The sequence below is a fragment of the Mucilaginibacter sp. genome (genome assembly GCF_964263795.1).
In the GTDB taxonomy this organism is placed as follows: Bacteria; Bacteroidota; Bacteroidia; order Sphingobacteriales; family Sphingobacteriaceae; genus Mucilaginibacter.
In genome coordinates, this window is record NZ_CAXVWK010000040.1 from 21,580 (window position 1) to 47,545 (window position 25,966).

At 42.7% G+C, this 25,966-nt stretch carries 20 protein-coding genes; 12 read left to right on the plus strand and 8 right to left on the minus strand.

What is annotated here, in order from left to right; all coding sequences use genetic code 11:
* Nucleotides 1-171 precede the first annotated feature (171 nt).
* Complete coding sequence (gene gcvP, locus ACE5CV_RS07365) at nt 172-3,081, plus strand: aminomethyl-transferring glycine dehydrogenase (protein ID WP_374949524.1); 2,910 nt, start codon at nt 172-174, stop codon at nt 3,079-3,081.
* 67 nt (nt 3,082-3,148) lie between these two features.
* On the opposite strand, the gene ACE5CV_RS07370 is transcribed toward gcvP, so the two are convergent.
* On the minus strand, nt 3,149-3,589 hold the full coding sequence (locus ACE5CV_RS07370; RefSeq protein ID WP_374949525.1) for a hypothetical protein: 441 nt from the start codon (nt 3,587-3,589) through the stop codon (nt 3,149-3,151).
* A gap of 362 nt (nt 3,590-3,951) precedes the next feature.
* Here ACE5CV_RS07370 and ACE5CV_RS07375 point away from each other — a divergent pair, with 362 nt between their 5' ends.
* Nucleotides 3,952-4,374 (plus strand): response regulator, encoded by a 423-nt coding sequence (locus tag ACE5CV_RS07375; protein WP_374949526.1) that lies wholly within the window; start codon nt 3,952-3,954, stop codon nt 4,372-4,374.
* On the opposite strand, the gene ACE5CV_RS07380 is transcribed toward ACE5CV_RS07375, so the two are convergent.
* A complete protein-coding gene (locus ACE5CV_RS07380; protein WP_374949527.1) occupies nt 4,371-5,141 on the minus strand; it encodes an MBL fold metallo-hydrolase in 771 nt (256 codons plus the stop codon). The genes ACE5CV_RS07375 and ACE5CV_RS07380 overlap by 4 nt on opposite strands.
* 410 nt (nt 5,142-5,551) lie before the next feature.
* Here ACE5CV_RS07380 and ACE5CV_RS07385 point away from each other — a divergent pair, with 410 nt between their 5' ends.
* The 5 genes from ACE5CV_RS07385 (at nt 5,552) to ACE5CV_RS07405 (ending at nt 11,286) form a co-directional block, all read left to right on the plus strand.
* On the plus strand, nt 5,552-5,920 hold the full coding sequence (locus ACE5CV_RS07385) for a BlaI/MecI/CopY family transcriptional regulator (RefSeq protein ID WP_374949528.1): 369 nt from the start codon (nt 5,552-5,554) through the stop codon (nt 5,918-5,920).
* 55 nt (nt 5,921-5,975) lie between these two features.
* Nucleotides 5,976-8,018, plus strand: coding sequence for a M56 family metallopeptidase (locus ACE5CV_RS07390; RefSeq protein WP_374949529.1), 2,043 nt, complete (start codon nt 5,976-5,978; stop codon nt 8,016-8,018).
* Between the two features lie 135 nt (nt 8,019-8,153).
* Nucleotides 8,154-9,809: a DNA repair protein RecN gene (gene recN / locus ACE5CV_RS07395; RefSeq protein ID WP_374949530.1), complete on the plus strand. Its 1,656-nt coding sequence runs from the start codon at nt 8,154-8,156 to the stop codon at nt 9,807-9,809.
* Between the two features lie 86 nt (nt 9,810-9,895).
* Complete coding sequence (locus tag ACE5CV_RS07400) at nt 9,896-10,708, plus strand: enoyl-ACP reductase (protein WP_374949531.1); 813 nt, start codon at nt 9,896-9,898, stop codon at nt 10,706-10,708.
* A 158-nt stretch (nt 10,709-10,866) separates the two neighbouring features.
* Entirely contained in the window at nt 10,867-11,286 is a 420-nt protein-coding gene (locus ACE5CV_RS07405; RefSeq protein ID WP_374949532.1) for a hypothetical protein, read from the plus strand.
* Nucleotides 11,287-11,352: 66 nt separating this feature from the next.
* On the opposite strand, the gene ACE5CV_RS07410 is transcribed toward ACE5CV_RS07405, so the two are convergent.
* A complete protein-coding gene (locus tag ACE5CV_RS07410) occupies nt 11,353-13,887 on the minus strand; it encodes an ATP-dependent Clp protease ATP-binding subunit (protein WP_374949533.1) in 2,535 nt (844 codons plus the stop codon).
* 530 nt (nt 13,888-14,417) lie between these two features.
* Between ACE5CV_RS07410 and ettA the strand changes: the two genes are divergently transcribed.
* Complete coding sequence (gene ettA, locus ACE5CV_RS07415; protein ID WP_374949534.1) at nt 14,418-16,100, plus strand: energy-dependent translational throttle protein EttA; 1,683 nt, start codon at nt 14,418-14,420, stop codon at nt 16,098-16,100.
* 72 nt (nt 16,101-16,172) lie between these two features.
* Here ettA and ACE5CV_RS07420 read toward each other — a convergent pair whose 3' ends face one another.
* The 4 genes from ACE5CV_RS07420 to ACE5CV_RS07435 form a co-directional block, all read right to left on the minus strand.
* Entirely contained in the window at nt 16,173-17,042 is an 870-nt protein-coding gene (locus tag ACE5CV_RS07420) for a DUF4349 domain-containing protein (protein WP_374949535.1), read from the minus strand.
* Nucleotides 17,043-17,701: 659 nt separating this feature from the next.
* Nucleotides 17,702-19,126: a chromosomal replication initiator protein DnaA gene (dnaA, locus tag ACE5CV_RS07425; RefSeq protein WP_374949536.1), complete on the minus strand. Its 1,425-nt coding sequence runs from the start codon at nt 19,124-19,126 to the stop codon at nt 17,702-17,704.
* Nucleotides 19,127-19,434: 308 nt separating this feature from the next.
* Nucleotides 19,435-20,982 (minus strand): methylmalonyl-CoA mutase, encoded by a 1,548-nt coding sequence (locus ACE5CV_RS07430; RefSeq protein ID WP_374949537.1) that lies wholly within the window; start codon nt 20,980-20,982, stop codon nt 19,435-19,437.
* Nucleotides 20,982-21,512: a hypothetical protein gene (locus tag ACE5CV_RS07435; RefSeq protein ID WP_374949538.1), complete on the minus strand. Its 531-nt coding sequence runs from the start codon at nt 21,510-21,512 to the stop codon at nt 20,982-20,984. The genes ACE5CV_RS07430 and ACE5CV_RS07435 overlap by 1 nt, the downstream gene beginning before the upstream one ends.
* 92 nt (nt 21,513-21,604) lie before the next feature.
* Between ACE5CV_RS07435 and ACE5CV_RS07440 the strand changes: the two genes are divergently transcribed.
* From ACE5CV_RS07440 to ACE5CV_RS07450, 3 genes are all read left to right on the plus strand, one after another.
* The gene (locus ACE5CV_RS07440; RefSeq protein ID WP_374949539.1) at nt 21,605-21,958 is read left to right on the plus strand and encodes a HesB/IscA family protein; all 354 of its coding nucleotides are present in this window, start codon (nt 21,605-21,607) and stop codon (nt 21,956-21,958) included.
* 129 nt (nt 21,959-22,087) lie between these two features.
* Complete coding sequence (locus ACE5CV_RS07445) at nt 22,088-23,131, plus strand: GNAT family N-acetyltransferase (protein WP_374949540.1); 1,044 nt, start codon at nt 22,088-22,090, stop codon at nt 23,129-23,131.
* Nucleotides 23,109-23,486: an ASCH domain-containing protein gene (locus tag ACE5CV_RS07450; RefSeq protein WP_374949541.1), complete on the plus strand. Its 378-nt coding sequence runs from the start codon at nt 23,109-23,111 to the stop codon at nt 23,484-23,486. The genes ACE5CV_RS07445 and ACE5CV_RS07450 overlap by 23 nt, the downstream gene beginning before the upstream one ends.
* A gap of 41 nt (nt 23,487-23,527) precedes the next feature.
* Here the strand turns inward: ACE5CV_RS07450 and ACE5CV_RS07455 are convergent, their stop codons facing one another.
* Nucleotides 23,528-24,553 carry a TlpA family protein disulfide reductase gene (locus ACE5CV_RS07455; protein WP_374949542.1) on the minus strand — a complete coding sequence of 342 codons (1,026 nt, stop codon included), beginning with the start codon at nt 24,551-24,553 and terminating at the stop codon, nt 23,528-23,530.
* Between the two features lie 143 nt (nt 24,554-24,696).
* Here ACE5CV_RS07455 and ACE5CV_RS07460 point away from each other — a divergent pair, with 143 nt between their 5' ends.
* On the plus strand, nt 24,697-25,935 hold the full coding sequence (locus tag ACE5CV_RS07460) for an ABC transporter permease (protein ID WP_374949543.1): 1,239 nt from the start codon (nt 24,697-24,699) through the stop codon (nt 25,933-25,935).
* Nucleotides 25,936-25,966: the final 31 nt, after the last annotated feature.

Genomic DNA, 25,966 nt, shown 5'->3' on the forward strand with positions numbered 1-25,966 from the left:
TATATTATCATTATGTTTCCGGATTTGCTGCACAGGTCTGTGTGGATGTAAGGTAAAATAACTGCCTTGTCCTAATCCATGGCTGTAAATGCAGTGTCACTAAAGCATTACCTAATTGTTATTCAAAGCCTAATATTGTACCTTTGCCCTAAATTTTAAGGCACACATTTGATGAAGCTGAACATAGACTATCAGGAGAAATTCCAGCAAAGGCACATAGCGCCAAACCAAACCGATTCCGAAAAAATGCTAAGCACTATCGGCGTAGGTTCACTTGATGAATTGATCTCGCAAACGGTTCCGGATAAGATCCGCTTGAAAAAACCGCTTGATTTACCTGCCGCCAAAAGCGAGTTTGACTACCTGAACACACTTAAGCAGACAGCTTCAAAAAACAAGGTCATGAAATCGTATATCGGCCAGGGGTATTACGATGTGATAGTACCGGGTGTTATTCAGCGTAACATTCTGGAAAACCCGGGATGGTACACGCAGTACACGCCTTACCAGGCCGAGATTGCCCAGGGGCGTTTACAGGCATTGCTAAACTTCCAAACCATGGTTATCGACCTTACCGGGATGGAGATTGCAAACGCATCTTTATTAGATGAAGGTACCGCCGCTGCCGAAGCTATGTTTATGCAATATAGCCTGCGCAAAAATCAAAAAGCCAATGTGTTTTTTGTGAGCGAAGAGTTGTTCCCGCAAACGATAGACATTTTAAAGACCCGCAGCGAGCCTTACGGCATCACCCTGCAAATTGGTGATCACCGCACGGTAGAACTGACAGACGATATGTTTGGTGCCATAGTGCAATACCCGGCAGGTAACGGCGCTGTGTATAATTATACCGACTTTGCCAACGCCCTGCACGAAAAAAATGTGAAGCTAACGGTAGTTGCTGATATTATGAGCCTGATCCTGCTGACCCCTCCGGGCGAATGGGGAGCAGATATTGTGGTAGGCAGTACCCAGCGTTTTGGTGTGCCAATGGGCTTTGGTGGCCCTCATGCTGCATTTTTTGCAACAAAGGAAGAATACAAACGCTCTATTCCCGGCCGTATCATCGGTGTAACTATCGATAGCGCGGGCAATTATGCATTGCGTATGGCTTTGCAAACCCGCGAGCAGCACATCCGCAGGGACAAAGCAACCTCAAATATTTGTACCGCACAGGCATTACTGGCTATTATGGCCGGAATGTATGCCGTTTACCATGGCCCGCAAGGCTTAAAGCTGATTGCCCAAAGGATTCACGGTTTAACCGTATTGCTGGCATCTTCATTGGAAGCCTTAGGTTACGCGCAATTGAATGAAGCGTACTTTGATACGTTGAAATTTGACCTGGGCGAACTGAAAGGCCCTGTTAACTCAGAAGCGGTTAACAACCTGGCCAATTTAAATTATAACGGTACGGTGGCAACTATCTCAATAGATGAAACCACATCACCGGAGGATATTAAAACCCTGGTACGCCTGTTTGCCAAAGTAAAGGGCAAAACCCTTGCTGATGCCAACTTCGATGAGTTGAAAAATAATGTTGAGGGTATTATCCCGGCAGAGTTACAGCGTACATCAGCTTATTTAACGCATGGCTTGTTCAACTCGCATCATTCTGAGCATGAAATGCTGCGTTATATAAAATCGCTTGAAGCAAAAGATCTTTCGCTTTGCCACTCGATGATCGCATTAGGCTCATGCACCATGAAACTGAATGCTACTACCGAAATGGTACCCGTTACCTGGCCGGAATTTAGCAAGATGCACCCTTTTGCACCAACCGACCAGGTTGGCGGTTACATGCAGTTGTTTGATGAACTGAATAAATGGCTGAGCGAGATCACCGGTTTTGCAGCCATGAGTTTACAGCCAAATGCAGGCGCACAAGGTGAATACGCAGGTTTAATGGTAATTCGTGCTTATCATCTTGACAGGGGCGATCATCACCGTAACATCGCGCTGATCCCATCCTCTGCCCATGGTACCAACCCTGCATCTGCAGCTATGGCCGGCATGAAGATAGTGGTAGTAAAATGTGATGACAACGGTAACATTGATGTAGCCGATATGCGCGCCAAGGCCGGGCAATACAAAAACGAATTAAGCTGCCTGATGGTAACTTATCCGTCTACACACGGCGTATTTGAGGAAAGTATTATCGAGATCTGCGAGATCATTCATCAGAATGGTGGCCAGGTTTACATGGATGGTGCCAACATGAACGCACAGGTAGGGCTAACCAGTCCTGCAAATATCGGCGCTGATGTTTGCCACTTGAATCTGCATAAAACCTTCTGCATCCCTCACGGCGGCGGCGGCCCGGGTATGGGGCCGATTGGGGTGGCTAAGCACCTGGTACCTTACCTGCCTGGTCACGCGGTTGTCGATATCGATAACGGCAAAGCTATCCATGCGGTATCTGCTGCGCCATGGGGCTCGGCATCTATCCTGATCATTTCTCATGCTTACATTGCCATGATGGGCGGCGACGGCTTAACTAACGCTACCCGTTACGCCATCCTGAACGCAAACTATATCAAAACCCGTTTGGCCAGTCATTACAATGTGCTGTACACCGGTAAAAACGACCGTTGCGCCCACGAGATGATCCTGGATTGCCGCTCGTTTAAACAATATGGCGTAGAAGTGGTAGATATTGCCAAACGTTTGATGGATTACGGTTTCCATGCGCCGACAGTTTCGTTCCCGGTGGCAGGTACAGTAATGGTTGAGCCAACCGAATCTGAGCCTAAGCACGAGCTTGACCGCTTCTGCGATGCCATGATCTCTATTCGTCATGAAATTGAAGATGTGGAAAAAGGCCTGAGCGATAAACTGGATAACCCTTTAAAGAATGCGCCGCATACTGCAGCAGTAATTACGGCTAACGAGTGGGAGCACCCTTATACCCGCCAAAAAGCTGCTTTCCCGTTACCTTATGTAACACAGTATAAATTCTGGCCATCTGTTGGTCGTGTAAACGATACTTACGGTGACAGGACACTGATTTGCTCATGCCCGCCACTAAGTGATTACGAATTTGAAGAAAGCGAAGTAACCACTCCGGAATACGGAACGTGATAATAGTGCTGCAGATCTGCACTGTTTAATTAAATAAAATAATAAGGGCTCCAGCACGGAGCCTTTTTTATTTTAAATACGCCGCTTTTAACAACTGCATGGCTTCTTTCTCATCCTGCGTGCATACTTCGCAATACGTGCCGCGGCCTTCAACCGGGCCTTCGTATTCCCACTTGAATATTTCTGTGTTGTTAAGGGCAGTATTAACGATCTTCAGGTTGTCACCCGCAGGGATCACATAAAACACCTTTTGGTTGGGGAATACCATTTTAAAGCCGCGCTGATTTTTGTAGGACGCTTTGCCTGCGTAGGTTGGTTTCATTTCCGCCCTGTCTTTACCATAATTATACATGATTTGCGTAGGCTTGCCTGCTTTGGCCCAAAATGAATAGCCTTGGTAAGTAGCCGTACCCGGCTTGCCCGAATAGTAATTGGCTACTTTTTGCGCCTGTAGGTGAGTAGCGCAAAATAGCATACAGAATACAAACAAATTTGCTGTAAATTTCATAATCTGAGTGTTTTACAATTCAAACAATCTATCCTGCAAATGTTTGCATCATTATTTGCATGTTCACACACGTCTTTTCGCTATAGTAACAATCTTTACACATAGTAACTTCGTAAATAATTACTAAAATAAATGCGCACATTTGGAGACGCAAATTAATGTTTGCCGATGTGTAACGGTTTTAAGAAATAACCCGTCATAAAAAACGGAAACACAATTAAAAGTTAATTTGGGAGCTAAAATTTTACTTAAAAGAATGTTTTTAACTGTTGCGTCGTAATAATGTGTATTACTTAAAAATATTACATTTACAACGTTTAGGAATATAACCTTTTAAGTATGCTTCCGTATAAAGTACGTATATGAACCCTAATAACGGCAAAACAGTAAGTGTTTTATTGGTTGACGATGACGAAATAAATAATTTTATCTCGATAAAATTAATCAAGAAGGCGTTGTTGAACACCGATATCATGGCCTGCCTTAATGGTAAGTTTGCCATTGACCAACTTGCCGAGATCCAGCGCAAAGACCCTGCACAACTACCCGACTATATTTTGCTGGATATTAACATGCCGATCATGAATGGATGGGAGTTTCTGGATGAATATAAACGGTTAAACCTCGACCCGCTGGGTAAAAGCAAAATCTACATCATTTCATCATCCGTATTCAGTAACGATATCAACAAGGCCCGTTCTTACCCGCTGGTGAAAGATTTTATTTCAAAACCGCTTAATGTGGAGAAGATCAAAGAATTATTTGGCGTGGAGCAGGATATTTAAGCCGGCGTTACGGTAAACACTTCATCATTGTAGCTTACGGTACCAATAGCAGTAGCACGTGCGTGATAAAACAGGCAGATGTCGCCTTCGGCTGCCGCTTGTTTGCCATATTGGATGCGCAGTTCAGCGGCGCGGTGCCCATCGTAATCGTACTTGGCTACAAACTTTCTGATCAGCTGCTCGGGTTCCGGCAGTTCATCGCCACCGAAAAAAACTTTTTGGCCCTCAAGGTCTATCCAAAAAACCTGGTGAAACTTGCTGTGCCCTGCAGATAGCTCGTAATTGATGCCCGGCTTATACTGCCCGCTACCCTCTACAAAGTCAATTTTGGCGCGGTATTGCAGCGCCTCAAAAATATCAACGTGATAAGAGGATGATTTGCCCGACAAGCCGAATTCAAATTCTTCGCGCTGTATTACATGCGTGGCTTGTGGAAAGCTTGGTTCCAGTTGCCCGTAACGGTCAACCACCAAACCACCCGAATGATCATAGTGCAAGTGCGACATAAGTACCAGTGTTACATCCTCGGGTTTAAAACCGGCATTGCGGATGTGCTGGTGCAATAATAGGTCATCGTGGGTATCTTTATATCCCAGCCCGGCATCCAATAAGATCAGGTCATCGGCAGTTTTGATCAGGAAAGGGTTTACGTGGATAAAAAGCGATCCCGGCCTGTCTTTCCGGTTATCCGTTTGCGGGTTAAACGGAACAAACTTTTTAGTAGCATCAACAGAATACGAACCCTCACCCAAAGCAAAAATTTCCATAGCAATAAAATCTACGGCAAATATACACCTCGGAAAGCCAAAAGGGTAATTAGGGTATATAAATGACATTGCGGTAATTCATCATCCCGCTCCCGGTCATCCCAATAACCTTTAATGATGAGTTTGCAAAACACCCGTCGTTGCATAACGGTAATGGGGTAGGATGAAGTCAATTCGCGAAAAAGTGTAACGTTTCAAAAAGCGCTGCGTCTATTAACCAGTATAACAGGCAACACAAAGGTTTGCGCAGCGACACTGTTACATGCGTTAAAAGTTTTAGTTTTTCTGTGCTCTCCTTTGTGTTATCTGTCATTAATTATAGTTAGAAAAAAATAATTTTCACATTTATTTTGATATACGAAAACTATCGTACATATTTGTACGAAGAAATTCGTATAATAATAAAACAGATGGATTTGAAACCGACGGAAAGCGAACTGGAAATATTACAGGTGATTTGGAAAAACGGGCAGTGCAGCGTGAGGGATGTGCATGAGGAGCTGGCTAAAAGTAAAGATGCCGGGTACACAACTACGTTAAAATTGATGCAGATAATGCACGAAAAGGGATTGGTTGAACGCAATACCGACGCCAAAACGCATTTGTACAAAGCACTTATTACCCGCGAGCAGGCACAAAAGGGCGCGCTGGATAAGATCCTTTCAACCGTATTTAAAGGCTCAACGTCTGATCTGGTGATACAGGCTTTGGGCCAGCACAAAGCATCAAAGGACGAAATAGATGCGATAAAAGATTTCTTAACGAAGTTTGAGAATTAATCAGTTAAGAGATAAAAGATTAGGATTTAGAAATTAGATTTTAAAATTATCAGCAATGGGAAACATATTGTATAACATCAGTCAGGTTTTGGGTATTACCATTATCCACTCCTTATGGCAGGGATTATTGATCTACTTCCTGCTCAGATTGGTACTGGTAGTGGCACCCGGCTTATCGTCGGCAAAAAAATATTTAATGGCCGTTAGCAGCCTTGCAGCAATTACTGCGTGGTTTGGGTATACATTGTTTACAGAAGTTATGGTTTACAATTGGTTAGCGGTGAAACCGGCAAGCCTGGCCAATATGCCTTTACTGATGGACCTGCCAACAAATATCCGCCAACTGGGCAACCAGGGCATACGCTATTATTACAGTATTGAAGGTTATCTGCCTTATATCACTATCCTATACATTGCCGGGTTGATGATCAATGCCGGCCGGCTTATCTGGGGCCGAAGGCGTATCAATATCATCAAACAAACCATGAGTTTGGACGTGGTACTGCAACAACAAATTGCCCGTTTTGCCCAAAAGTTCGGGATCGATAAAAAAGTAAAAGTTGGCCTGAGCCGTTTGGTAGATGTGCCCTGTATTGTTGGTTATGTTAAACCGGTGATATTGCTGCCGTTTACGTTGACCAGCTATCTTACCAATGACGAGATCGAGGCCATACTGATGCATGAACTGGCCCACATCAAGCGCAACGATTATTTAGTTAACGTTGCCCAGCAGATCATTACCACCCTGCTGTTTTTTAACCCTTGTGTACTACTCATAAATAAAATAATTGGCGAAGAGCGCGAAAACAGCTGCGATGATCTGGTAGTTGATGCAACGCAAAACCCAATTATATATGCTAAGGCTCTATTTAAGTTAGAACAAACCCGCCAAAACAAGTTGCAGTTAGCGCTGGCTGTAACAGGCAAAAAGTATCATTTATTAAACCGAATTGAACGTATCATGAAAACTAAAAAACAAATTCCAAGCGTAAGGCCAACGATAGTGGCCATGCTGATACTAACTGCAGGCATAGGCTGTATGGCCCTGCTTAACCCGGAAATTGCTCAGGGCAAAATATCCGTAAAAGCGGTTAAACCTGTTCTGGAAAACCTGCTGGGCGATACCACCCGCAAAAGCGCTGCTAAAGATGCTGTTAAGGCTAATAAAGCAGCGGTTAAGGCTAAGTACAAACTGCAAAAATCAGACAGGGACTACTATAATAATAAGGTCTTTTATCATAAAGGTATGCCCGATGCCGAGTTAGACAGGCTTGCGGCAGATGTAGATAAACAAGCCAAAGTAATCAGCTCATATTATGATAGTGATAAATTTAAAAGCTTTAGCGCCGACCTGGACAAACGCGGAAAAGAGATAGACGCTTTTTATAACAGCGACCGCATAAAGCAAGTAACCGCTGCCCAGGAAAAAGCTGCTAAAGAATTTGAGGCCAAATGGAGTGGCAGTAACAACAAAATGGAAGCTACCGGCAAACAAATGGAAGTGTTGGGCAAGCAGATGGAAACCTATTTTAATACCCCGCAATTTAAGGAGATGATTGCGAGATTACGTGCCAAGTACAATATTAACGATAAGTACGACGACCGCAAACAAGAAAACTTTAAAAAATACGAGGCGGAACTTCAAGCCAATTTATCACCTGAAATTAAGGAGACAACTGCTCAAATGAAAAAGCTTGGCGAGCAAATGCGCAATGTTTATGGTGCCGATATGCGCAACGACGGCGCCCGCCTGCGTGCCATGGGCGACAGCATGCGCAAAGCATATCAAAACCCGGCTATGAAGCAGCACCAGGAAGAGATGCGTAAAATAGGCGACCAGATGCGTGCCTATGCCAACAGCCCCGAAATGGCTAAGCAAAAAGAAGAACTGCGTAAAGCAACTGAAAAATTAAAAGCCTACACCAACACGCCGGAGTTTAAGGCCAAACTTAAAGAATGGCGAAAAACCCATCCGGAAAGTTACGGCTGGAATAACGATAACGACAATTATAATAATAATGACAATGATCACCCGGAGGTGAAAGAATTGCCGCTAACCCCGCCACCGGCCGAAGTTAAAGAGCCCGTGACACCATAATATTATCGTCCATAATTTTCAGATAGCGATGGGTACAAACCCATCGCTATTTTTATTAGCAATTTTTGCTGCTGCACCCATAACTAATTATCCTTTTTGTAATTTAGTGTTTTCAAAAAAGAGGGAACTTTTTTTATGCTTCAGAAGCTATCCATACAAAATTACGCGCTGATCGATAACCTCGAGATCAACTTTGATGCGGGGCTTAATATCCTTACCGGCGAAACCGGTGCAGGTAAATCAATCATTTTAGGTGCATTATCACTTATACTGGGCCAGCGCGCCGAAAGCCGTTATTTTTTTAACCAGCAAAAAAAATGTGTGATAGAAGGCTCGTTCAAAATTGCAGGCTTTCACCTTAACGCTTTTTTTGAAGAAAACGATTTGGATTATGAAGGCGAAACCGTTTTGCGGCGTGAAATTTCTGCTGACGGAAAATCCCGCGCTTTTATCAATGATACACCGGTAAACCTTACGCTGATCAAAAACTTTGGCGAGCGGCTGATAGACATTCATTCGCAGCACGCTACACGGGAAATTAATGACCCGGAATTTCAGTTATTAGTAGTGGATGGCGTGGCCGGGCATCACGATCTGCTGGGCGATTATCAGAGTAAGTTTCGCGCGTATCGCAAAGCGGTTGCGCAATTGAAAGACTTGATAGAACAAAACGACAAAGCCAAGGCCGACCTGGATTACTTTCAGTTTCAGTTTGATGAACTGGAAAAAGCCGGTGTGAGCGCTGATGAGCAGGAGTTGCTTGAAAAGGAACTGTATACCCTGAACAATGCCGAAGAGATTAAACGCAACTTAACCGGGGCCAATTACCTGATGCAGGAGGGAGAGGCGTCTGCCATTATCCAGTTGCGTGATGCCAGTCAGCAGTTGGCCGCTATCGAAAAATATAACCCCGAGGTAGAAGAACTGCAGGAGCGGTTAAAAAGTACATTAATAGAATTGAAAGATATCGCTGCAGAAATTGAGGGTATCGAACAAAAAACATTTACTAATGAGACCCGTGCCGAAGAGGTGAACACCCGGCTGAGTTTACTTTATAACCTGCAGAAAAAGCATCGGGTAAACAATAACGAAGAATTGCTGGTCATACAAAGCGATCTGTCTGAAAAGATCTTCCAGGCGGTATCGGGAGATGAAGCGGTAGAAAAACTGCAAAAACAGATCGCGACAGCTAAACAGGAACTGGAAGGTATTGCGGAGGTTTTATCTGCCAACCGTAAGAAGGCCATCCCGGTGATTAAAGACAAGGTTATAGCCAACCTTACCGAAATGGGTATGGGCAACTCCGCTTTAGAGATTGAGCAGACGGCATTACAGGAGTTAGGAAAGACGGGATTAGATACTATCCGCTTTATGTTCTCGGCCAATAAGGGCCATGCCCTGGCAGATATGAGCAAAGTTGCATCCGGTGGCGAATTGAGCCGGTTAATGTTGAGCATTAAATCGATCATCGCCCAATATACCGCGCTGCCTACCATCATTTTTGATGAGATAGATACCGGCGTAAGCGGTGAAGTTGCCAACAAGGTAGGGCAGGTGATGGAGCGCCTGTCGCAAAACCTGCAGGTAATCACCATAACGCATTTGCCGCAAATAGCCGGTAAAGGCAGCAGCCACTACTTTGTTTATAAAGATGATGCAGAATCGATCACCAAAACCCGGATCAAAAAGCTAAGTAACGACGAGCGGGTGCTGGAGATTGCCAAAATGCTAAGCGGAGATAAACCCGGCGAGAGCGCTTTGCAAAATGCAAGGGAGTTGTTGGCAGGGTAACTGCTAAGATGCAGCTACAATCAAAACGAAATTCTGAAATCATAAATAAAAATTTACCTTTACCATACTTTATTAAACTAACAACAATGGCTTACAATTTATTAAAAGGTAAAAAAGGGATCATCTTTGGTGCGCTTAACGAGCAGTCTATTGCCTGGAAGGTAGCACAGCGCTGCAACGAAGAAGGTGCCGAGATCGTTTTAACCAACTCGCCGCTTGCTTTGCGCATGGGCGAACTCAATAAACTGGCTGAAGAATGTAATGCCCCGGTTATACCGGCAGATGTTACCAGCAACGAGGATGTTACCAATTTGTTCACTAAGAGCATGGAGCATTTTGGCGGCGGTGTTGATTTTGTGCTGCACTCTATCGGCATGAGCGTTAACGTGCGCAAAAGCATTCCTTATACCGAAAATAACTACGATTTTACCCATAAAGGTTTAGATATATCTGCACTGAGCTTTCACCGCGTATTACAAACCGCAATGAAACTGGATGCTATAAACGAGTGGGGTTCTGTACTGGCTTTGACTTACATTGCAGCCCAACGTGTATTTCCTGATTATAACGATATGGCCGATAACAAAGCCTATTTGGAAAGCATTGCCCGTAATTTTGGTTACCAGTATGGTGTTAAAAAGCACGTAAGGGTAAATACTATCTCGCAATCGCCAACACGTACTACTGCAGGCAGTGGTGTAAAAGGGTTTGACGGATTTATCAATTACGCCGAAAAAATGAGTCCGCTGGGTAACGCAGATGCTGATCAATGTGCAGATTATTGCGTAAGCCTGTTTAGCGACCTTACTAAAATGGTTACTATGCAAAACCTGTTCCATGATGGCGGGTTCTCTTTCACCGGCGTTACTGCTGCCGTTATTGAGCAAATGGAAAAATAAAAGTCTTTTCTTAATAGATTTAAAAGGCGCCTAATGGGCGCCTTTTTTATACACGATAAATTAGTCAAACACGCTTGATCATTTTACTTAAAACGTTTTAATTGCACATATTACTACCAGAAGTATCTGTAATTTAGGCTGGGATAAGTCTCCATAAATTGAAACACAAAATAACCTACATTGATCTTATCCAGTTAAATTGGCCATCTATATGGAGAATAGTGTTGTTTTTGGGCGTTAGCGCCGCCTTCTTGTTTTTTTTGGTAAACCTTGGTTACCTTGCTGCCAAAACCAATGAGCTTACTTTGACCGGCCGCACAACCGGAATGATTACTGGCAGGGAAACATCATTGGGTATTAAACAAACATTGATGGGCAACAAGCGGGCTGTAAGCCCTACGGTAGTTACCTATAGCTACGAGGTAAACGGCAAACTGTTCGTAAAAAAGGAACTGATCAACTACTCGGTAATGGGCAGGCAGGAGGTTGATAGGTTGTATTATGGAAACCTGCCTTTAAAGGTCAAAATTTGCTACCGTAAATCATCGCCAGAAGACTCCGCCATAGTTCTTGAATGATTTTTCCTAACAAAAAAGCCCGCTTGCTTTTTACAAACGGGCTTTGATATTTAACCTTTCAAAGAGTTAGTTTTGCTGCTCTTCCTCAGGCTTTTTGTTTTCATTCTTTTTATCGATCACTTTTATCGCTTCGGTTTCTTTGTCAAAATCAACCATCAGGATATCGCCTTCTGTCATTTCACCTTTCAGGATCTCTTCTGCAATCGGGTCTTCCAGGTATTTCTGGATGGCGCGTTTAAGCGGCCTTGCACCAAACTGCGAGTCGTAACCTTTTTCGGCAATGAATTCTTTGGCGGCATCGGTAAGTTCGATCTTGTAACCTAAGCTGTTTACACGGCCGAACAGGAAACCCAGTTCGATATCGATGATCTTGAAGATCTCGTCTTTACCTAAAGAGTTAAACACGATCACATCGTCGATACGGTTTAAGAACTCCGGAGCGAAAGCACGTTTCAAAGCGTTTTCAATTACACCGCGTGAATGTGCATCGGCCTGCGTAGTTTTAGCATTTGTGCTAAAGCCAACACCTTGTCCAAAGTCTTTCAACTGGCGTGCACCAATGTTAGATGTCATGATAATGATGGTGTTCCTGAAATCAACCTTGCGGCCCAATGAATCAGTTAATTGTCCTTCATCCAGCACCTGCAGTAAAATGTTGAATACATCCGGGTGAGCTTTCTCAATTTCATCCAGTAACACTACAGCATATGGTTTACGGCGTACCTTTTCAGTTAACTGCCCGCCTTCTTCGTAACCTACGTAGCCCGGAGGCGCGCCTACTAAACGTGATACCGCGAATTTCTCCATGTACTCACTCATATCTATCTGGATCAATGCATCCTCGGTATCGAACATGAAACGGGCCAGTTCTTTTGCCAGTTCTGTTTTACCAACACCGGTAGGGCCCAGGAATATGAATGAACCTATAGGTTTTTTGGGATCTTTTAAACCTGCACGGGTACGCTGAATAGCACGGGTAAGCTTTTTAATGGCATCATCCTGGCCAATAATCTTGTTACCAATGGTATCGCCCATTGCTAACAGTTTCACGCTATCGGCCTGGCCAACACGCTGTACAGGAATACCTGTCATCATGCTAACTACTTCGGCAACGTTATCTTCTGTTACGGTGTAACGTTTAGATTTTGTTTCGGCTTCCCAGGCGGTTTTAGCCTGGTCAAGCTCCTCTAATAAATGTTTCTCTGTATCGCGCAGTTTGGCAGCTTCTTCATATTTCTGGCTGCGCACAACTTTGTTCTTTTCAATCTTGATCTGTTCTATCTTCTGCTCAATATCCAGTATCTCTTGCGGTACGTGGATATTGGTTAAGTGTACACGTGATCCGGATTCGTCTAAAGCGTCGATAGCCTTGTCAGGCAAAAACCTGTCGGTAATGTAACGGGTGGTTAACGCCACACATGCATTAATAGCTTCGTCTGTATAAGTAACGCCGTGGTGCTCTTCGTATTTTTCTTTAATACGGTTCAGTATCTCAACGGTTTCGTCCGGTGTAGCAGGCTCAACCATTACTTTTTGAAAACGACGGTCTAAAGCGCCATCTTTCTCGATGTATTGGCGGTACTCATCTAAAGTAGTTGCACCAATGCATTGAATTTCTCCGCGGGCCAGGGCCGGTTTAAACATATTCGATGCATCCAATGATCCGGATGCGCCGCCCGCGCCAACAATAGTGTGGATCTCATCGATAAACAAGATCACATCAGGCGATTTTTCCAGCTCGTTCATCACGGCTTTCATCCGCTCTTCAAACTGTCCGCGGTATTTTGTACCGGCCACTAACGATGCCAGGTCTAAAGTAACCACTCGTTTGTTAAACAACACACGTGATACTTTGCGCTGTACTATCCGCAGGGCAAGGCCTTCGGCAATTGCACTCTTACCAACACCCGGCTCGCCTATCAAAATAGGATTGTTCTTTTTACGGCGCGATAAGATCTGCGATACCCGCTCAATCTCTTTTTCGCGGCCAACAATCGGGTCAAGCTTGCCTTCCTCGGCGGCTTTTGTCAGGTCGCGGCCAAAGTTGTCTAAAACCGGGGTTTTAGATTTAATGTCTGATACCTTTTTAGGCTGGCTGAATGAGTCGTCTTCTTTAAAGTCGTCATCGCCACCGGTTGATGAGCCCGGCATTTCATCAGTAATATCGTTTTTATGTGATTCCACTTCGCTTTTAAATACTTCGTAGTTAACATTAAACTGCATCAATATCTGTGAAGCAATGTTGTCTTCATCGCGCAGGATAGAAAGCAACAAGTGCTCGGTGCCTATCACATCGCTTTTGAAGATCTTAGCTTCCAGGTAAGTGATCTTTAGTACTTTTTCGGCTTGTTTGGTTAACGGGATACTGCCTATATGTACGTTAGTACCAATTGTGCCTTTCACAGCATCTTCAACGGCACGGCGTAATTTAGCGGTATCAACAGTTAAGCCTTTCAATAATTTAATTGCAACACCATCACCATCGCGGATGAGGCCCAGCAGAAGATGCTCTGTACCAATATAATCATGGCCAAGGCGCAATGCCTCTTCCCTGCTGTACTGTATCACATCCTTAACACGTGGCGAAAATTTAGCTTCCATATATACCTTTCTGATTATGATCGTCCTAATCTATAAATTAGTTTTTATGTGTCAAGACGGATCGTTGTAACAATTATCAACAATATTGCCAACTTTTAAGCTTTATCGTAAACAGACAGTTTGATGATAAGGCGGCTCCAATAATTATGCATTGGCAGCCAAAAATCCGGCTAAAGAATATTTTAAAATGCCTGATAACTACTATTAAACGTCAAAAACACTACTTATTTGATAGTTTATCTGTAAAATAGTTTAAACGGAGCTTAAATTAACCGCCCTTTAACTAAGCAGGGCAAATAGTCACAGTTGTTTATGACATTACGGCATGTACCGGTTTACACTGCAACTCTTTTATCTGGCAGCAAGCCAAATCATTTGATGGTAAGTTACAAATTATCTCATGAAATTAGTGTGAAAATGTGAATATGAACTTTAATTAGTTCAAGCCAATTAAATTAATGTAGCTGATGATACAATATTAACTCTAATAGGTAATCTCTTATATTTGCTACACATAATTATAACGCTACATGGCTGACGAGAAGATCATATTTTCAATGGCAGGGGTAAGTAAAGTTTACCCGCCGCAAAAAACCGTACTTAAAAACATTTACCTGTCGTTTTTTTATGGCGCTAAGATCGGGGTGATCGGTTTAAACGGCTCCGGTAAATCGTCGTTATTAAAGATCATAGCAGGGATAGATAAAACCAACATCGGCGAGGTGGTATTTTCGCCGGGTTACACGGTGGGCTACCTGAGCCAGGAGCCGGAACTTGACCCTGACAAAACTGTTAAAGAAATTGTTGAAGAGGGCGTTGCCGAAACCACTGCTTTATTAAAGGAATACGAGGACATCAACGAGAAATTCGGCCTGGAAGAATATTACAGCGACGCCGACAAAATGGATAAACTGATGGCCCGCCAGGGCGAACTGCAGGACAAGATTGATGCGGTAAATGCATGGGAATTGGATGTTAAGCTGGAGCGTGCGATGGATGCCCTGCGCTGCCCCGAGCCGGATACCAAGATATCGGTGCTGTCCGGAGGTGAACGCCGCCGCGTTGCCTTATGCCGTTTGTTATTACAAGAACCGGATGTTTTACTGCTTGATGAGCCTACCAACCACTTAGACGCCGAATCTATTGATTGGCTGGAGCAGCACCTGAAACAATATAAAGGCACCGTGATAGCTGTAACGCACGATAGGTATTTCCTGGATAATGTTGCAGGATGGATACTGGAACTTGACCGTGGCGAAGGTTTGCCGTGGAAAGGCAATTACTCGTCATGGCTGGACCAAAAATCAAAACGTTTAGCGCAGGAAGAAAAAACGGAAAGCAAACGCCAGAAAACGCTTGAGCGTGAGCTGGAGTGGGTACGGATGGGTGCTAAAGGCCGGCAGGCTAAAGGTAAGGCACGTTTATCCAACTACGAGAAACTGGCCAGCGAGGAAACAAAGGAAAGGGAAGAAAAACTGGAGTTATTTATACCGCCGGGCCCGCGTTTGGGTAATGTTGTAATTGAAGCCAATGGTGTAACCAAGGCTTACGGCGATAAAGTACTGTTTGAAAACCTTAACTTTTCCTTACCGCCCGCCGGCATTGTGGGTATCATAGGGCCAAATGGTGCGGGTAAAACTACCTTGTTCCGTTTGATAACCGGCCAGGACCAGCCCGATGCAGGTACTTTCCGCGTAGGGGATACCGTTGCTTTAGGTTATGTTGACCAGATGCATGACGACCTTGACCCTAACAAATCCGTATGGGAAAACGTAACCGACGGTTTGGATAACATTATGGTAGGTAACCGCCCGCTTAATTCGCGCGCCTATGTTTCTAAATTCAACTTCAACGGTGCCGATCAGCAGAAAAAAGTTGGCGTCCTATCCGGTGGTGAACGTAACCGGGTTCACCTGGCCATCACGCTGAAAAAGGGTTCGAATGTATTGTTACTGGATGAGCCAACTAACGATATTGATGTAAACACTTTACGCTCTTTAGAGGAAGCCCTGGAGAACTTTGGCGGCTGCGCCGTCATTATCAGTCACGACAGGTGGTTCCTGGACAGGGTTTGTACCCACATCCTAGCGTTTGAAGGTAATTCGCAGGTTTACTTTTTTGAAGGCAACTACAGTGATTATGAAGAAAATTACAAAAAACGCGTTGGCGATATCACACCAAAGAGGTTGAAATACAAAAAGCTTACGGTGTAGGCCTGAATAAGAATTTACAGGATTTAAGAATTTTTCAGAAAAATAAGGCCGGGCAATTGCCCGGCCTTTCTGCTATAACTTTAATGCAGGATATTTCTTTTTGTACACCCTGTACAGCATCCATATGCCTAAAGCGAATAGTATAAGCATCCATAGATTAGCAAGGCCAATAATAAATGCTGTAAACATAAACCAGCCGTTGGCAAATGCCATTTGTAACCGTTTGGCAAAAGGTAGCTGATATGCCGATGGATCATCGTTAGCTAAGCGCTCCTTGTAAATAGTGTTGCTTTGGTAAAAGTTAAGGCTAACTATACTAAAGTTTACCGCCGCGTCAATCTTCTGGTTATTGATCTGCCCATCAATCATATCATCCTTTAACCACAACACGGCTTCCGGGTCTTTAATTTTTATTTTACCCGTTTTTTGCTGGGCCACCATTTCCCGGCGATTTTTCAATTTAAGTTTTTCAGAAAGGTAATCGAGCGATTTATCCTCAATATCCATTTTGCGCGCGGTTACATAGATACCCATGTGCGCCACATGGTTCATAAAATCTTCCAGTTTTTCTGAAGGGATCTTTACAGCCATTTCTGCAGTGGTATTTAACGATGATACCCGCATCACCGAATCAGTACTTAATCTGACGTCCTCACTGCGTTCTATTGCAGTACCCATCTGATGATGCATCACCAATCCATTAAGTTTAGCTGTGATACGGGAGATGGAGTCGCCGGTTTGCTGCACATTTTTTACCTTAAAACTCATCTCGGCAGTTTTTACAAGTTTTGGTTTAGTAACGGCAACGGAGTCGCTTGCTGTGTTTACACCGGCCGAGTCTGCGCTACTACCGTTGTTTGCAATTTCATAACTGCCGTTTCTGCCTTTGCAGGCGGCAAGCAGGGCAACGCCCGCTATCAGCATAATAATTTTAGTTTTCATGTTTTAATCGGTTTAGTATTGATACCGTTAATGGCAAATAGTAACCCGGTTTAGATGCGATAATCGTAAATAAATAAATTATAAATCGTTGATAATCAATAATTTATATTAATAGAAATGCCCCCGGCGTTGCTGCCGTTGGGTAAGGTGAGTAAACTTAAAGGGATGATCCCTTCTTAAAAGTACAATCGATATACTGTGCGTTAATTTTAGTGCAGAATAATGGCTTTGCTATTTATACCAATGGCGTAGATAAGGTAACCCGGCTAAAAGTTAATAGCCAGAATATTACAATTGTTATGGCCTGCAGTGATGGAGTACATCCAGACAGGCCCATTATTTATAAACTGCTATATGCAGGACAAAAGACCGGGGTAAAGCTGAGGGAGCTAACCAGACTTACATAAAACCAATACGAATTTTATTGATTGTATTGGTGACAACGTTTTGTCACCATCTGATTTGTAATCATTTGATTATCAATGATTATCAAATTTATAAACCGTTCACGGCCGTGAACGTGAACGGTTTTTTATAATGGCTCGGATTGTCCCGGTAAAACGGCTTGTTATTTCGGGGCAATTATCTTTGCTGTGAGTCGGGCTAAAACAAAAAAGCCCCGCACTGCGGAGCTTCCTATTATATCTTTAAAAGTCCGATTAGGACATTTTTAGTTTCTTCTGGATATCGGCTACATAGCCTTTGAATTTCTTGTCGGTGTCTATTAAATCCTCAACGGTTTGGCAGGCATAAATAACAGTAGAGTGATCGCGGCCGCCAAAGAAATGACCAATTGATTTTAATGAGCTTTTGGTATGTGCCTTTGCCAGGTACATTGATATTTGACGGGCCTGCACAATTTCGCGTTTGCGGGTTTGTGATTTTACCATTTCAATCGGTACTTCAAAGTACTCGCAAACAAGGCTCTGAATATATTCCATCGAAATTTCCTTGGCCGAATTTTTTACAAAATTCTTCAGCATTTGCTTAGCCAGATTAAGGTCGATCTCTTTACGGTTCAAGGTTGATTGCGCCAGCAGCGATACCATGGCGCCTTCCAGCTCACGTACATTATTATCAATGTTATGGGCCACGTACTCCACCACATCGTTTGACAATTCGATACCGTCCTGATAGATCTTATTTTTAAGGATAGCCATGCGGGTTTCCAGATCAGGGATCTGCAAATCGGCAGAGAGGCCCCATTTGAAACGGGATAGCAGGCGTTCTTCCAAACCGGCCAGATCTTTCGGAGCCTTATCTGATGTAATGATCAGTTGCTTACCCGATTGGTGCAGGTGATTGAAGATATGAAAGAAAAAATCCTGTGTTTTTTCTTTACCGGCAAAATTGTGTACATCATCCATGATCAATACATCAATTGCCTGGTAAAAATTTACAAAATCATTGATGTTATTATGCTTAAGGGCGTCAACAAATTGCTGGGTAAATTTCTCGCAGCTAACATATAATACCAGCTTATCCGGCAAGGTGCGTTTAATTTCATTACCGATGGCCTGGGCCAGGTGGGTTTTACCTAAACCAACGCCGCCGTAAATCATTAGTGGGTTAAAAGATGTACCACCCGGTTTTGCAGCGACTGCATACCCGGCAGATCGTGCAAGACGGTTACAATCTCCCTCAACAAAGTTCTCGAAAGTATAATTGCGGTTTAGCTGCGGGTCTACATTTAGCTTTTTAAGGCCTGGTATAACAAACGGGTTCTTAATGTCCTTATTAATCGAAATTGGAATCGGCATAGACTGATTTTTAGCTTCGGCACCATTCCCGTTAGAGGGCATATTAGTTGTGTACGGCTTGCTTGATGATTGCTCAACAACAATATTATACTCCAGCCGGCCTTCATCGCCTAACTGTTTCTTAATTGTTTTACGCAGTAGCTGTACGTAATGTTCCTCTAACCATTCGTAAAAGAATAAACTTGGTACCTGTATCGTCAGAACGCTACCCTCCATACGCAAAGCTTTGATTGGCTCAAACCAGGTTTTAAAGCTTTGTGCCGGTATGTTGTCTTTTATGATCTGAAGGCAGCTATTCCAAACGTTAGTACAAGTTTTTTCCATATAAGTATCAGTAATATCTTGATTTACAGCATCCCTTGCGGCAGGATTTTCGGCCGTTTCGGAACATCGAATATTCAAAAAATAAGCGGATAAAAAAACAAATTTTGAGAAATATATTTATAAAAATTACCTTTTTTGATTGCGAATGTTAAAGTTATTAACACTATATTTCGCATGCAGGGCGGCAATTTATGCGTCAGTTTTACCCAATAGAGGTTTTAAAAGTTGCAACATAGGTTTTGTGGAAAATGTGGATTAATTTTCAGTGAAATGTTTCTAAAAATCATTAATTAGAACGATAAAATATGTCAATATTCTCCAAACACTTCACGCAGTGTATCCGCAATTTCTCCTAACGTGGCATAACCTTCAACCGCTGTCAGAATAAAGGGCATCAGATTATCCGTTCCCTTTGCTGCATCACTTAAATTTTGCAATGCAAGGTTAACTTCCTCATTATTTCTGTCGGCTTTTAAACGGGTTAGTTTCTCAATTTGTTTTTGTCTGATCGAATCATCAACCCTAAAAACGCTATCTGCCACGGCCTCAGGTTGAATAAATTTATTAACTCCAACCAGTATCTTTTCGCCGCTTTCCAAATCATTCTGGTATTGGTAAGCCGCCGCCGCAATTTCCTGTTGAATGTAATCCTGCTCAATGGCTTTTACCGATCCGCCGATTGCGTCTATTTTATCAATGTACAGTTGCGCGGCTGTTTCCAGTTCGTCGGTAAGCGCTTCTATGAAGTATGAACCTGCCAAAGGGTCAACTGTATCAGTTACGCCGCTTTCGAATGCAATGATCTGCTGCGTGCGTAATGCGATTTTAGCCGCAGTTTCCGTAGGTAATGAAAGCGCTTCGTCATACCCGTTGGTGTGTAACGATTGCGTGCCGCCCAATACCGCCGCCAGCGCCTGCATACTTACGCGTACTACGTTGTTCATAGGTTGTTGCGCAGTGAGGGTAGAGCCACCGGTTTGCGTATGGAAACGCAGCTTTTGCGCTCCGGGATCAGTAGCACCCAAATCTTTGGTAATATGCGCCCACATCCGCCTTGCAGCACGAAATTTAGCTATCTCTTCGAAAAAGTTGTTATGGCAGTTAAAAAAGAAAGAAAGGCGTTTAGCGAAAATATTAATGTCCAGCCCCTTCTCTAAGGCTGCCTTTAAATATGTTTTACCATTGGCCAGTGTGAATGCCAGTTCCTGCACTGCCGTTGAGCCCGCCTCGCGGATATGGTATCCCGATATGGAAATTGTATTCCATTTAGGCACCTCTTTGCTGCAATATTCAAAAATATCGGTGATAAGGCGCATAGATGGCGTAGGCGGATAGATATAGGTTCCCCTTGCCGCATACTCTTTCAATATATCATTTTGAATGGTGCCACTTATTTGCGTTAAATCGGCACCTTGTTTTTTGGCTAACGCGATATACATAGCCAGCAGGATAGATGCCGTGGCATTAATAGTCATGCTGGTGGTAATGTCCTTAAGCTGTATACCATCAAACAAAACCTCGATATCCTTTAACGAGTCTATTGCTACGCCTACTTTTCCTACTTCACCTTCTGATAATTCATGGTCACTGTCATATCCTATCTGGGTAGGCAGGTCAAACGCTACCGATAAACCCATAGTGCCCTGGCTAAGCAGGTAGTGATAGCGTTTGTTGCTTTCTTCGGCAGTAGAAAAACCGGCATATTGGCGCATGGTCCATGGTTTGCCGCGATACATGTCTTTCTGGATGCCCCTGGTATAAGGAAACTGCCCCGGCAACTCGTTCATGCCTGACGGCCCGGTGTAAACTTCCTTTACTTCGATCCCTGATATGGTGGTAAATTTTTTGTCGGCCATTAAAATAGTTCCTCCAGGTCTTTACGGATCAGGGCGGTGGCAATGTCATACGGATTGTCTTCCAGCTTCGACAGATGGTTGAGTACAATCCTGCCCAGGTCAAGGCCGGTAGCGCTCTCCGGCAAGGCTTTGATGGCGGTGTTCACCATACTAAGCGTATCTTCCTTTACGCGTTTGGTAACAGCCCAGGCACGGTCGCTTACGTATAATTGCTGCGTAACGTTATGCTGATATTCATTGCGGATCTCGGCCACGATAAGGCTGTGCAATTCTGCAGCGGTGTAACCGTTACCATTCATGCGAATGAGCAGGTTGGCAGGGTTTATCCTGTCGGTAAATAAAATCAAACGCTCATAAGCCTGTAAACGCAGGGGCAAGGTTTGGCTGCTGATCGCTTTTTTAAGGTCGAGTAACTGCAGGTTGTTTGATCTGTCGAGGTAAGGTTTAAAAAGATAGAATGCGATATAAACTATGCCGATACCGGCCACGGTGTATTTTAAAACATCTATCAGTAGGCTGTAAAGTATCATTGTTCCTAAATGTTAGGCAGAGGTCATAAATAATAGGGTCGCGACAAAAATCCGCATTTTACCTTATATTTGTGTAGTTAATTAAAAATAAGATGAGCGCTACTGTTGATGTTTTAACTGCCCCGGTTACCTTTACTGAGGGTGCCGTAAAAGAACTTTATAAATTAAGAGACCAGCAAGAACTTACCGAAGATTTTGGCTTACGTATAGGTGTTGAAGGCGGTGGCTGCTCAGGTATGAGCTACGTTTTAGGTTTCGATCAAAAGAAAGACGGCGACCAGGAATATATTATTGATGGCTTAGTTGTATTTATGCACAAAGCACATGGAATGTATTTAGCCGGTATGCAAATCGATTTTCAAAACGGGCTGAATGCACGTGGGTTTACCTTTAACAACCCAAATGCTGCCAGTACCTGCGGTTGTGGCACTTCGTTTTCGGTTTAGATAATACTTTATAGCTATTGTAAAAGGCTCCCTGATTTTCAGAGAGCCTTTTTTTTAGGTTTGTAAGTTTATATTAATAGTTGTTTTTATAATTTACTACAAATATATTTATAGACCTAAATTCTTATTATGAAATATGTAAAGATATCGTCTATTGATTTAACCGACGTTTTTTTCGATTCATTAAAAGCTGACTATTTAGAGTTTGGCCATTGGTTTAAACGAAAGGCTGATGCAGGCGAAGGAGCGTTCGTTACCTATGATAAAAACGTTGTTCAGGGATTTCTATATCTTAAAATTGAAGAAGAAAAAATTGAAGATGTTGTACCACAACTACCTGCATCAAGGAGAGTTAAAGTGGGTACTTTTAAAATCAATCCGCATGGAACGAGGTTAGGTGAACGATTTATCAAAAAAATGTTCGATTTCGCTATCGCTAAAGGTGTCGAATCTATTTATGTTACAGTTTTTAACAAACATGAAGCATTAATTCATCTATTTAAAAAATATGGATTTGAGATTAAAGCTCAAAAAACTACAGATAATGGCATCGAAGATGTTTTGGTAAAAGAAATTAAATCGCAAAAAGATGATATCAACTTAAGTTACCCACTCATCAAACTTAATACCTCAAAATATTTATTGTCAATATATCCACAATTCCATTCGCGGCTTTTCCCAGACTCATTATTAAATTCTGAGACTTATAGCTTAATAAAAGATGTATCGCATACTAATAGTATTCACAAAATTTATATTTGTTACATGGATGTTTCAGTTTTAAAGCCTTCGGACAATATTTTAATATATAGAACATCCGATGGTGCCGGACCGGCTCATTACAGATCGGTAGTAACATCAGTTTGCGTGGTTGAAGAAATTAAGTCAAAAAAAGATTTTTCGAGTTTGGAACATTACTTAAAATATTGTAAAGACTACAGTGTTTTCGATGAAAATGAATTGAAGGGTTTTTATAATCAAAACAAAAAGTACTTTTACGTTATCAAAATGACGTATAATGCGGCCCTATCAAAAAGAATAACACGTGGTAATCTAATTGAAAATGTTGGATTATCACCAGATGCATATTGGGGATTTATGAGTTTGTCGGACAGTCAGTTTAAAAGTATTTTAAAATTTGGAGGAGTTAGTGAAAGTATTATTGTCGATTAAACCGGAATATGTTGAAAAGATATTTACTGGAGAAAAAAAATTTGAATATCGAAAGTCTATTTTTCAAAAAAAGAACATAAAAACTGTAGTAATTTATTCCACAATGCCTGTGGGAAAGGTTGTCGGGGAATTTGAGATAGGAGAAATTTTATCCGCCCATCCTAATGAAATTTGGGGTATGACAAAGGAACATTCAGGTGTTAATGAGTGTTTTTATAATGAGTATTTCAAAGACAGGTGTTTAGCTCATGCTATTCAAATAAGAAACATCATTGTATATAATGTTGCGAAACCGTTAAATGAAGTTGTAATGACAAATAATGCTCCACAATCTTTCTGCTATTTGGAGAATTAATAAATATTTAAAAAGGCTTGCTAATCAGCGGGCCTTTTGCATTAGTTGGCAGCTAAAATTTCGTTGATAGTTTTTTTGATCCAAAACGAGTTGTTAATATAATTGCCCATACTTGAGTAAACCACTTTGCCTTCTTTGTTAATAATAACATTGGTTGGGTATGACTTGATGCCGTATTTGTTGGCAGTAAATCGGCCATCATAAGCCAGATGATAATTAAACGGCGTACTCTTTGTAAAGTCTTTTACCTCGTAACCCTGGTCAAGCGCTATAGCCACAAAAACCACGTTTTTATTATCTTTATATTGCGCAGCTATAGCATTCAGGTCGGGTATTTCGGCGCGGCATGGAGGGCAGCCAATAAACCAAAAATTAAGCACCAGTATTTTACCGGCTAAAGTTTTTGCATTTAGCCGCTCGCCAGTCAGGTCTTTTTCATTGAAGTAAGAAAAGTTGTCACCTTCTTTAAAAAAGTCACTTTGTGCGGGTTTAGGCATGCGTGCCATCCAGGCATCTTTCTCAGCCTGTGTTTTTTTGGTGATGGTGTAAACGGCAGCATCTGCATTGCTTTTTTTAAACCATCGTAAGTTATAGTTATTGGTACGCATCATTGCTTGCCAAACGGCATAAGGATATACGATTCCTGTGGAATCTTTTACTACCGTATTTTCGTCGGCAGGAGGGGGTGGTGTAATTGAAGTTGCTGACGCTTGGGTATCACCAGATACATTTACGCCAGCGTTAGGCAAATTCGCCAGGGCGGCTTTTCGTTTCTCGGCCCAATATTGCTTTTCTGAATCAGTTAACCTCACAAGCGAATAGCTGGGCTTTTGGTTGGTAACCTGAATACTCCTTATAGAATATTCGCCGGTTTGCAAAAGGGGGTGCCACTCATTATAGGCGAGCTCTTTTCCGTTAGCATCTTTTACAATGGTGTCTTCATCTATAGGTGTCGGTTTAAAACCGCCGGTATTGCTAGTTATATGCTTGGTTGTTGCATCCGTTTGCGCATTCCCGGAGGCAATAACTGCTGATAAGATCACTATCAGCAAGAAATATTTTTTCATTAGTTTCTTTTTGGTTAAGCTGAAAATAGCATTTGTTTTTGACCCTTGCAAATTGATTCCTATTCTTAATAATTTAATAATTACGTGCTGTAACAAACCGCTATATATCATAGTCATATCCGCAAGTTTTTTATATTTATGGCATGGCGGTAAAAACAACCTTTAAAGAAAATATTTCTATAGCGTTACAAGCTATTGGCGGTAATAGGTTGCGTACTTCGCTTACTGCACTAATCATTGCCATCGGTATTATGGCGCTGGTTGGTATCCTCACTGCAATTGAAGGCATAAGGCAGTACACAAATGATGCCTTTGCGGGGTTAGGGGCCAATTCTTTTACCATACAAAACCGTGGATCGGGCATTAGCTTCGGGCGCGGAGGGCACCGCAAAATGTATCCTGCCATCAGCTACCAGGAAGCCATCCGTTTCAGGGAAACGTTTAAATTACCGGTACGTATCAGTATAGATCTGACGGTATCCGGCACGGCCATAGCCAAATATAACAGCATTAAAACCAACCCTAATATTCAGGTTATTGGCAGTAATGAAAACTACCTGGCCATTAAAGGTCATAAAATGGCTTTCGGGCGTAATTTTTCATCTTCAGAGGTCGATCATGGGGGTAACGTGGTTATTATTGGTGATGAGTTAAAGCAAAAGCTGTTCAAGAATGATGACCCTATCAATAAATCGATATTATTAGGTAATAACAAATTCCGTATTATTGGCGTGCTGCAGTCTAAAGGCAGCAACAGTTTTGGCGGCGATAAATTTTGCATCATCCCGGTACAAAAGGCCAGGCAGATAGTCGCTTCCTCAAAACCATCATTCTCCGTAACAATTCAGGTAAACAATCCTGGCGCTTTGGATGCCAGCATTGGCGAGACCACATCGCTGTTCCGTAACATCCGCGGGTTGCGTATTGGCCAGCCAGATAACTTTGAGATCTTCAGGAGTGATTCTATCCAGCAGGAACTTTCCGGCCAGTTAGCCGGTATTACCATAGCAGGTTTTGCAATCGGCATTATTACCTTGTTAGGTGCGGCTATTGGTTTAATGAATATCATGCTGGTATCGGTAACTGAACGTACCCGGGAAATCGGCTTACGTAAAGCTATCGGCGCTACACCATCCGTTATCCGTAAGCAATTCCTTATCGAGGCAATTGTTATTTGCCTGATGGGCGGATTTGGTGGTATTGTGCTGGGAATGGCCGTGGGTAACTTAATTGCCGTACAAATAAGCGGAACCTTTGTAGTGCCATGGGTATGGCTGTTTGCCGCAGTAGGTTTATGTACACTTATAGGCTTATCATCCGGATTTTACCCGGCTAAAAAGGCCTCCAAGCTTGACCCCGTGGAAGCTTTGCGGTACGAGTAACAAGTAAATGTGCGCGTGAACACCCGCACAT

What these genes read in the sequence shown, in the direction of transcription:
- ACE5CV_RS07375 (WP_374949526.1), top strand. Translation starts at nt 3,952, where the DNA reads ATGAACCCTAATAACGGCAAAACAGTAAGTGTTTTATTGGTTGACGAT.
- ACE5CV_RS07460 (WP_374949543.1), top strand. Translation starts at nt 24,697, where the DNA reads ATGGCGGTAAAAACAACCTTTAAAGAAAATATTTCTATAGCGTTACAA.
- ACE5CV_RS07385 (WP_374949528.1), top strand. Translation starts at nt 5,552, where the DNA reads ATGGATTTGAAACCGACGGAAAGCGAACTGGAAATATTACAGGTGATT.
- ettA (WP_374949534.1), top strand. Translation starts at nt 14,418, where the DNA reads ATGGCTGACGAGAAGATCATATTTTCAATGGCAGGGGTAAGTAAAGTT.
- gcvP (WP_374949524.1), top strand. Translation starts at nt 172, where the DNA reads ATGAAGCTGAACATAGACTATCAGGAGAAATTCCAGCAAAGGCACATA.
- ACE5CV_RS07430 (WP_374949537.1), bottom strand. Translation starts at nt 20,982, where the DNA reads ATGGCCGACAAAAAATTTACCACCATATCAGGGATCGAAGTAAAGGAA.
- ACE5CV_RS07370 (WP_374949525.1), bottom strand. Translation starts at nt 3,589, where the DNA reads ATGAAATTTACAGCAAATTTGTTTGTATTCTGTATGCTATTTTGCGCT.
- ACE5CV_RS07420 (WP_374949535.1), bottom strand. Translation starts at nt 17,042, where the DNA reads ATGAAAACTAAAATTATTATGCTGATAGCGGGCGTTGCCCTGCTTGCC.
- ACE5CV_RS07380 (WP_374949527.1), bottom strand. Translation starts at nt 5,141, where the DNA reads ATGGAAATTTTTGCTTTGGGTGAGGGTTCGTATTCTGTTGATGCTACT.
- dnaA (WP_374949536.1), bottom strand. Translation starts at nt 19,126, where the DNA reads ATGGAAAAAACTTGTACTAACGTTTGGAATAGCTGCCTTCAGATCATA.
- ACE5CV_RS07440 (WP_374949539.1), top strand. Translation starts at nt 21,605, where the DNA reads ATGAGCGCTACTGTTGATGTTTTAACTGCCCCGGTTACCTTTACTGAG.
- ACE5CV_RS07390 (WP_374949529.1), top strand. Translation starts at nt 5,976, where the DNA reads ATGGGAAACATATTGTATAACATCAGTCAGGTTTTGGGTATTACCATT.
- ACE5CV_RS07445 (WP_374949540.1), top strand. Translation starts at nt 22,088, where the DNA reads ATGAAATATGTAAAGATATCGTCTATTGATTTAACCGACGTTTTTTTC.
- recN (WP_374949530.1), top strand. Translation starts at nt 8,154, where the DNA reads ATGCTTCAGAAGCTATCCATACAAAATTACGCGCTGATCGATAACCTC.
- ACE5CV_RS07410 (WP_374949533.1), bottom strand. Translation starts at nt 13,887, where the DNA reads ATGGAAGCTAAATTTTCGCCACGTGTTAAGGATGTGATACAGTACAGC.
- ACE5CV_RS07455 (WP_374949542.1), bottom strand. Translation starts at nt 24,553, where the DNA reads ATGAAAAAATATTTCTTGCTGATAGTGATCTTATCAGCAGTTATTGCC.
- ACE5CV_RS07400 (WP_374949531.1), top strand. Translation starts at nt 9,896, where the DNA reads ATGGCTTACAATTTATTAAAAGGTAAAAAAGGGATCATCTTTGGTGCG.
- ACE5CV_RS07435 (WP_374949538.1), bottom strand. Translation starts at nt 21,512, where the DNA reads ATGATACTTTACAGCCTACTGATAGATGTTTTAAAATACACCGTGGCC.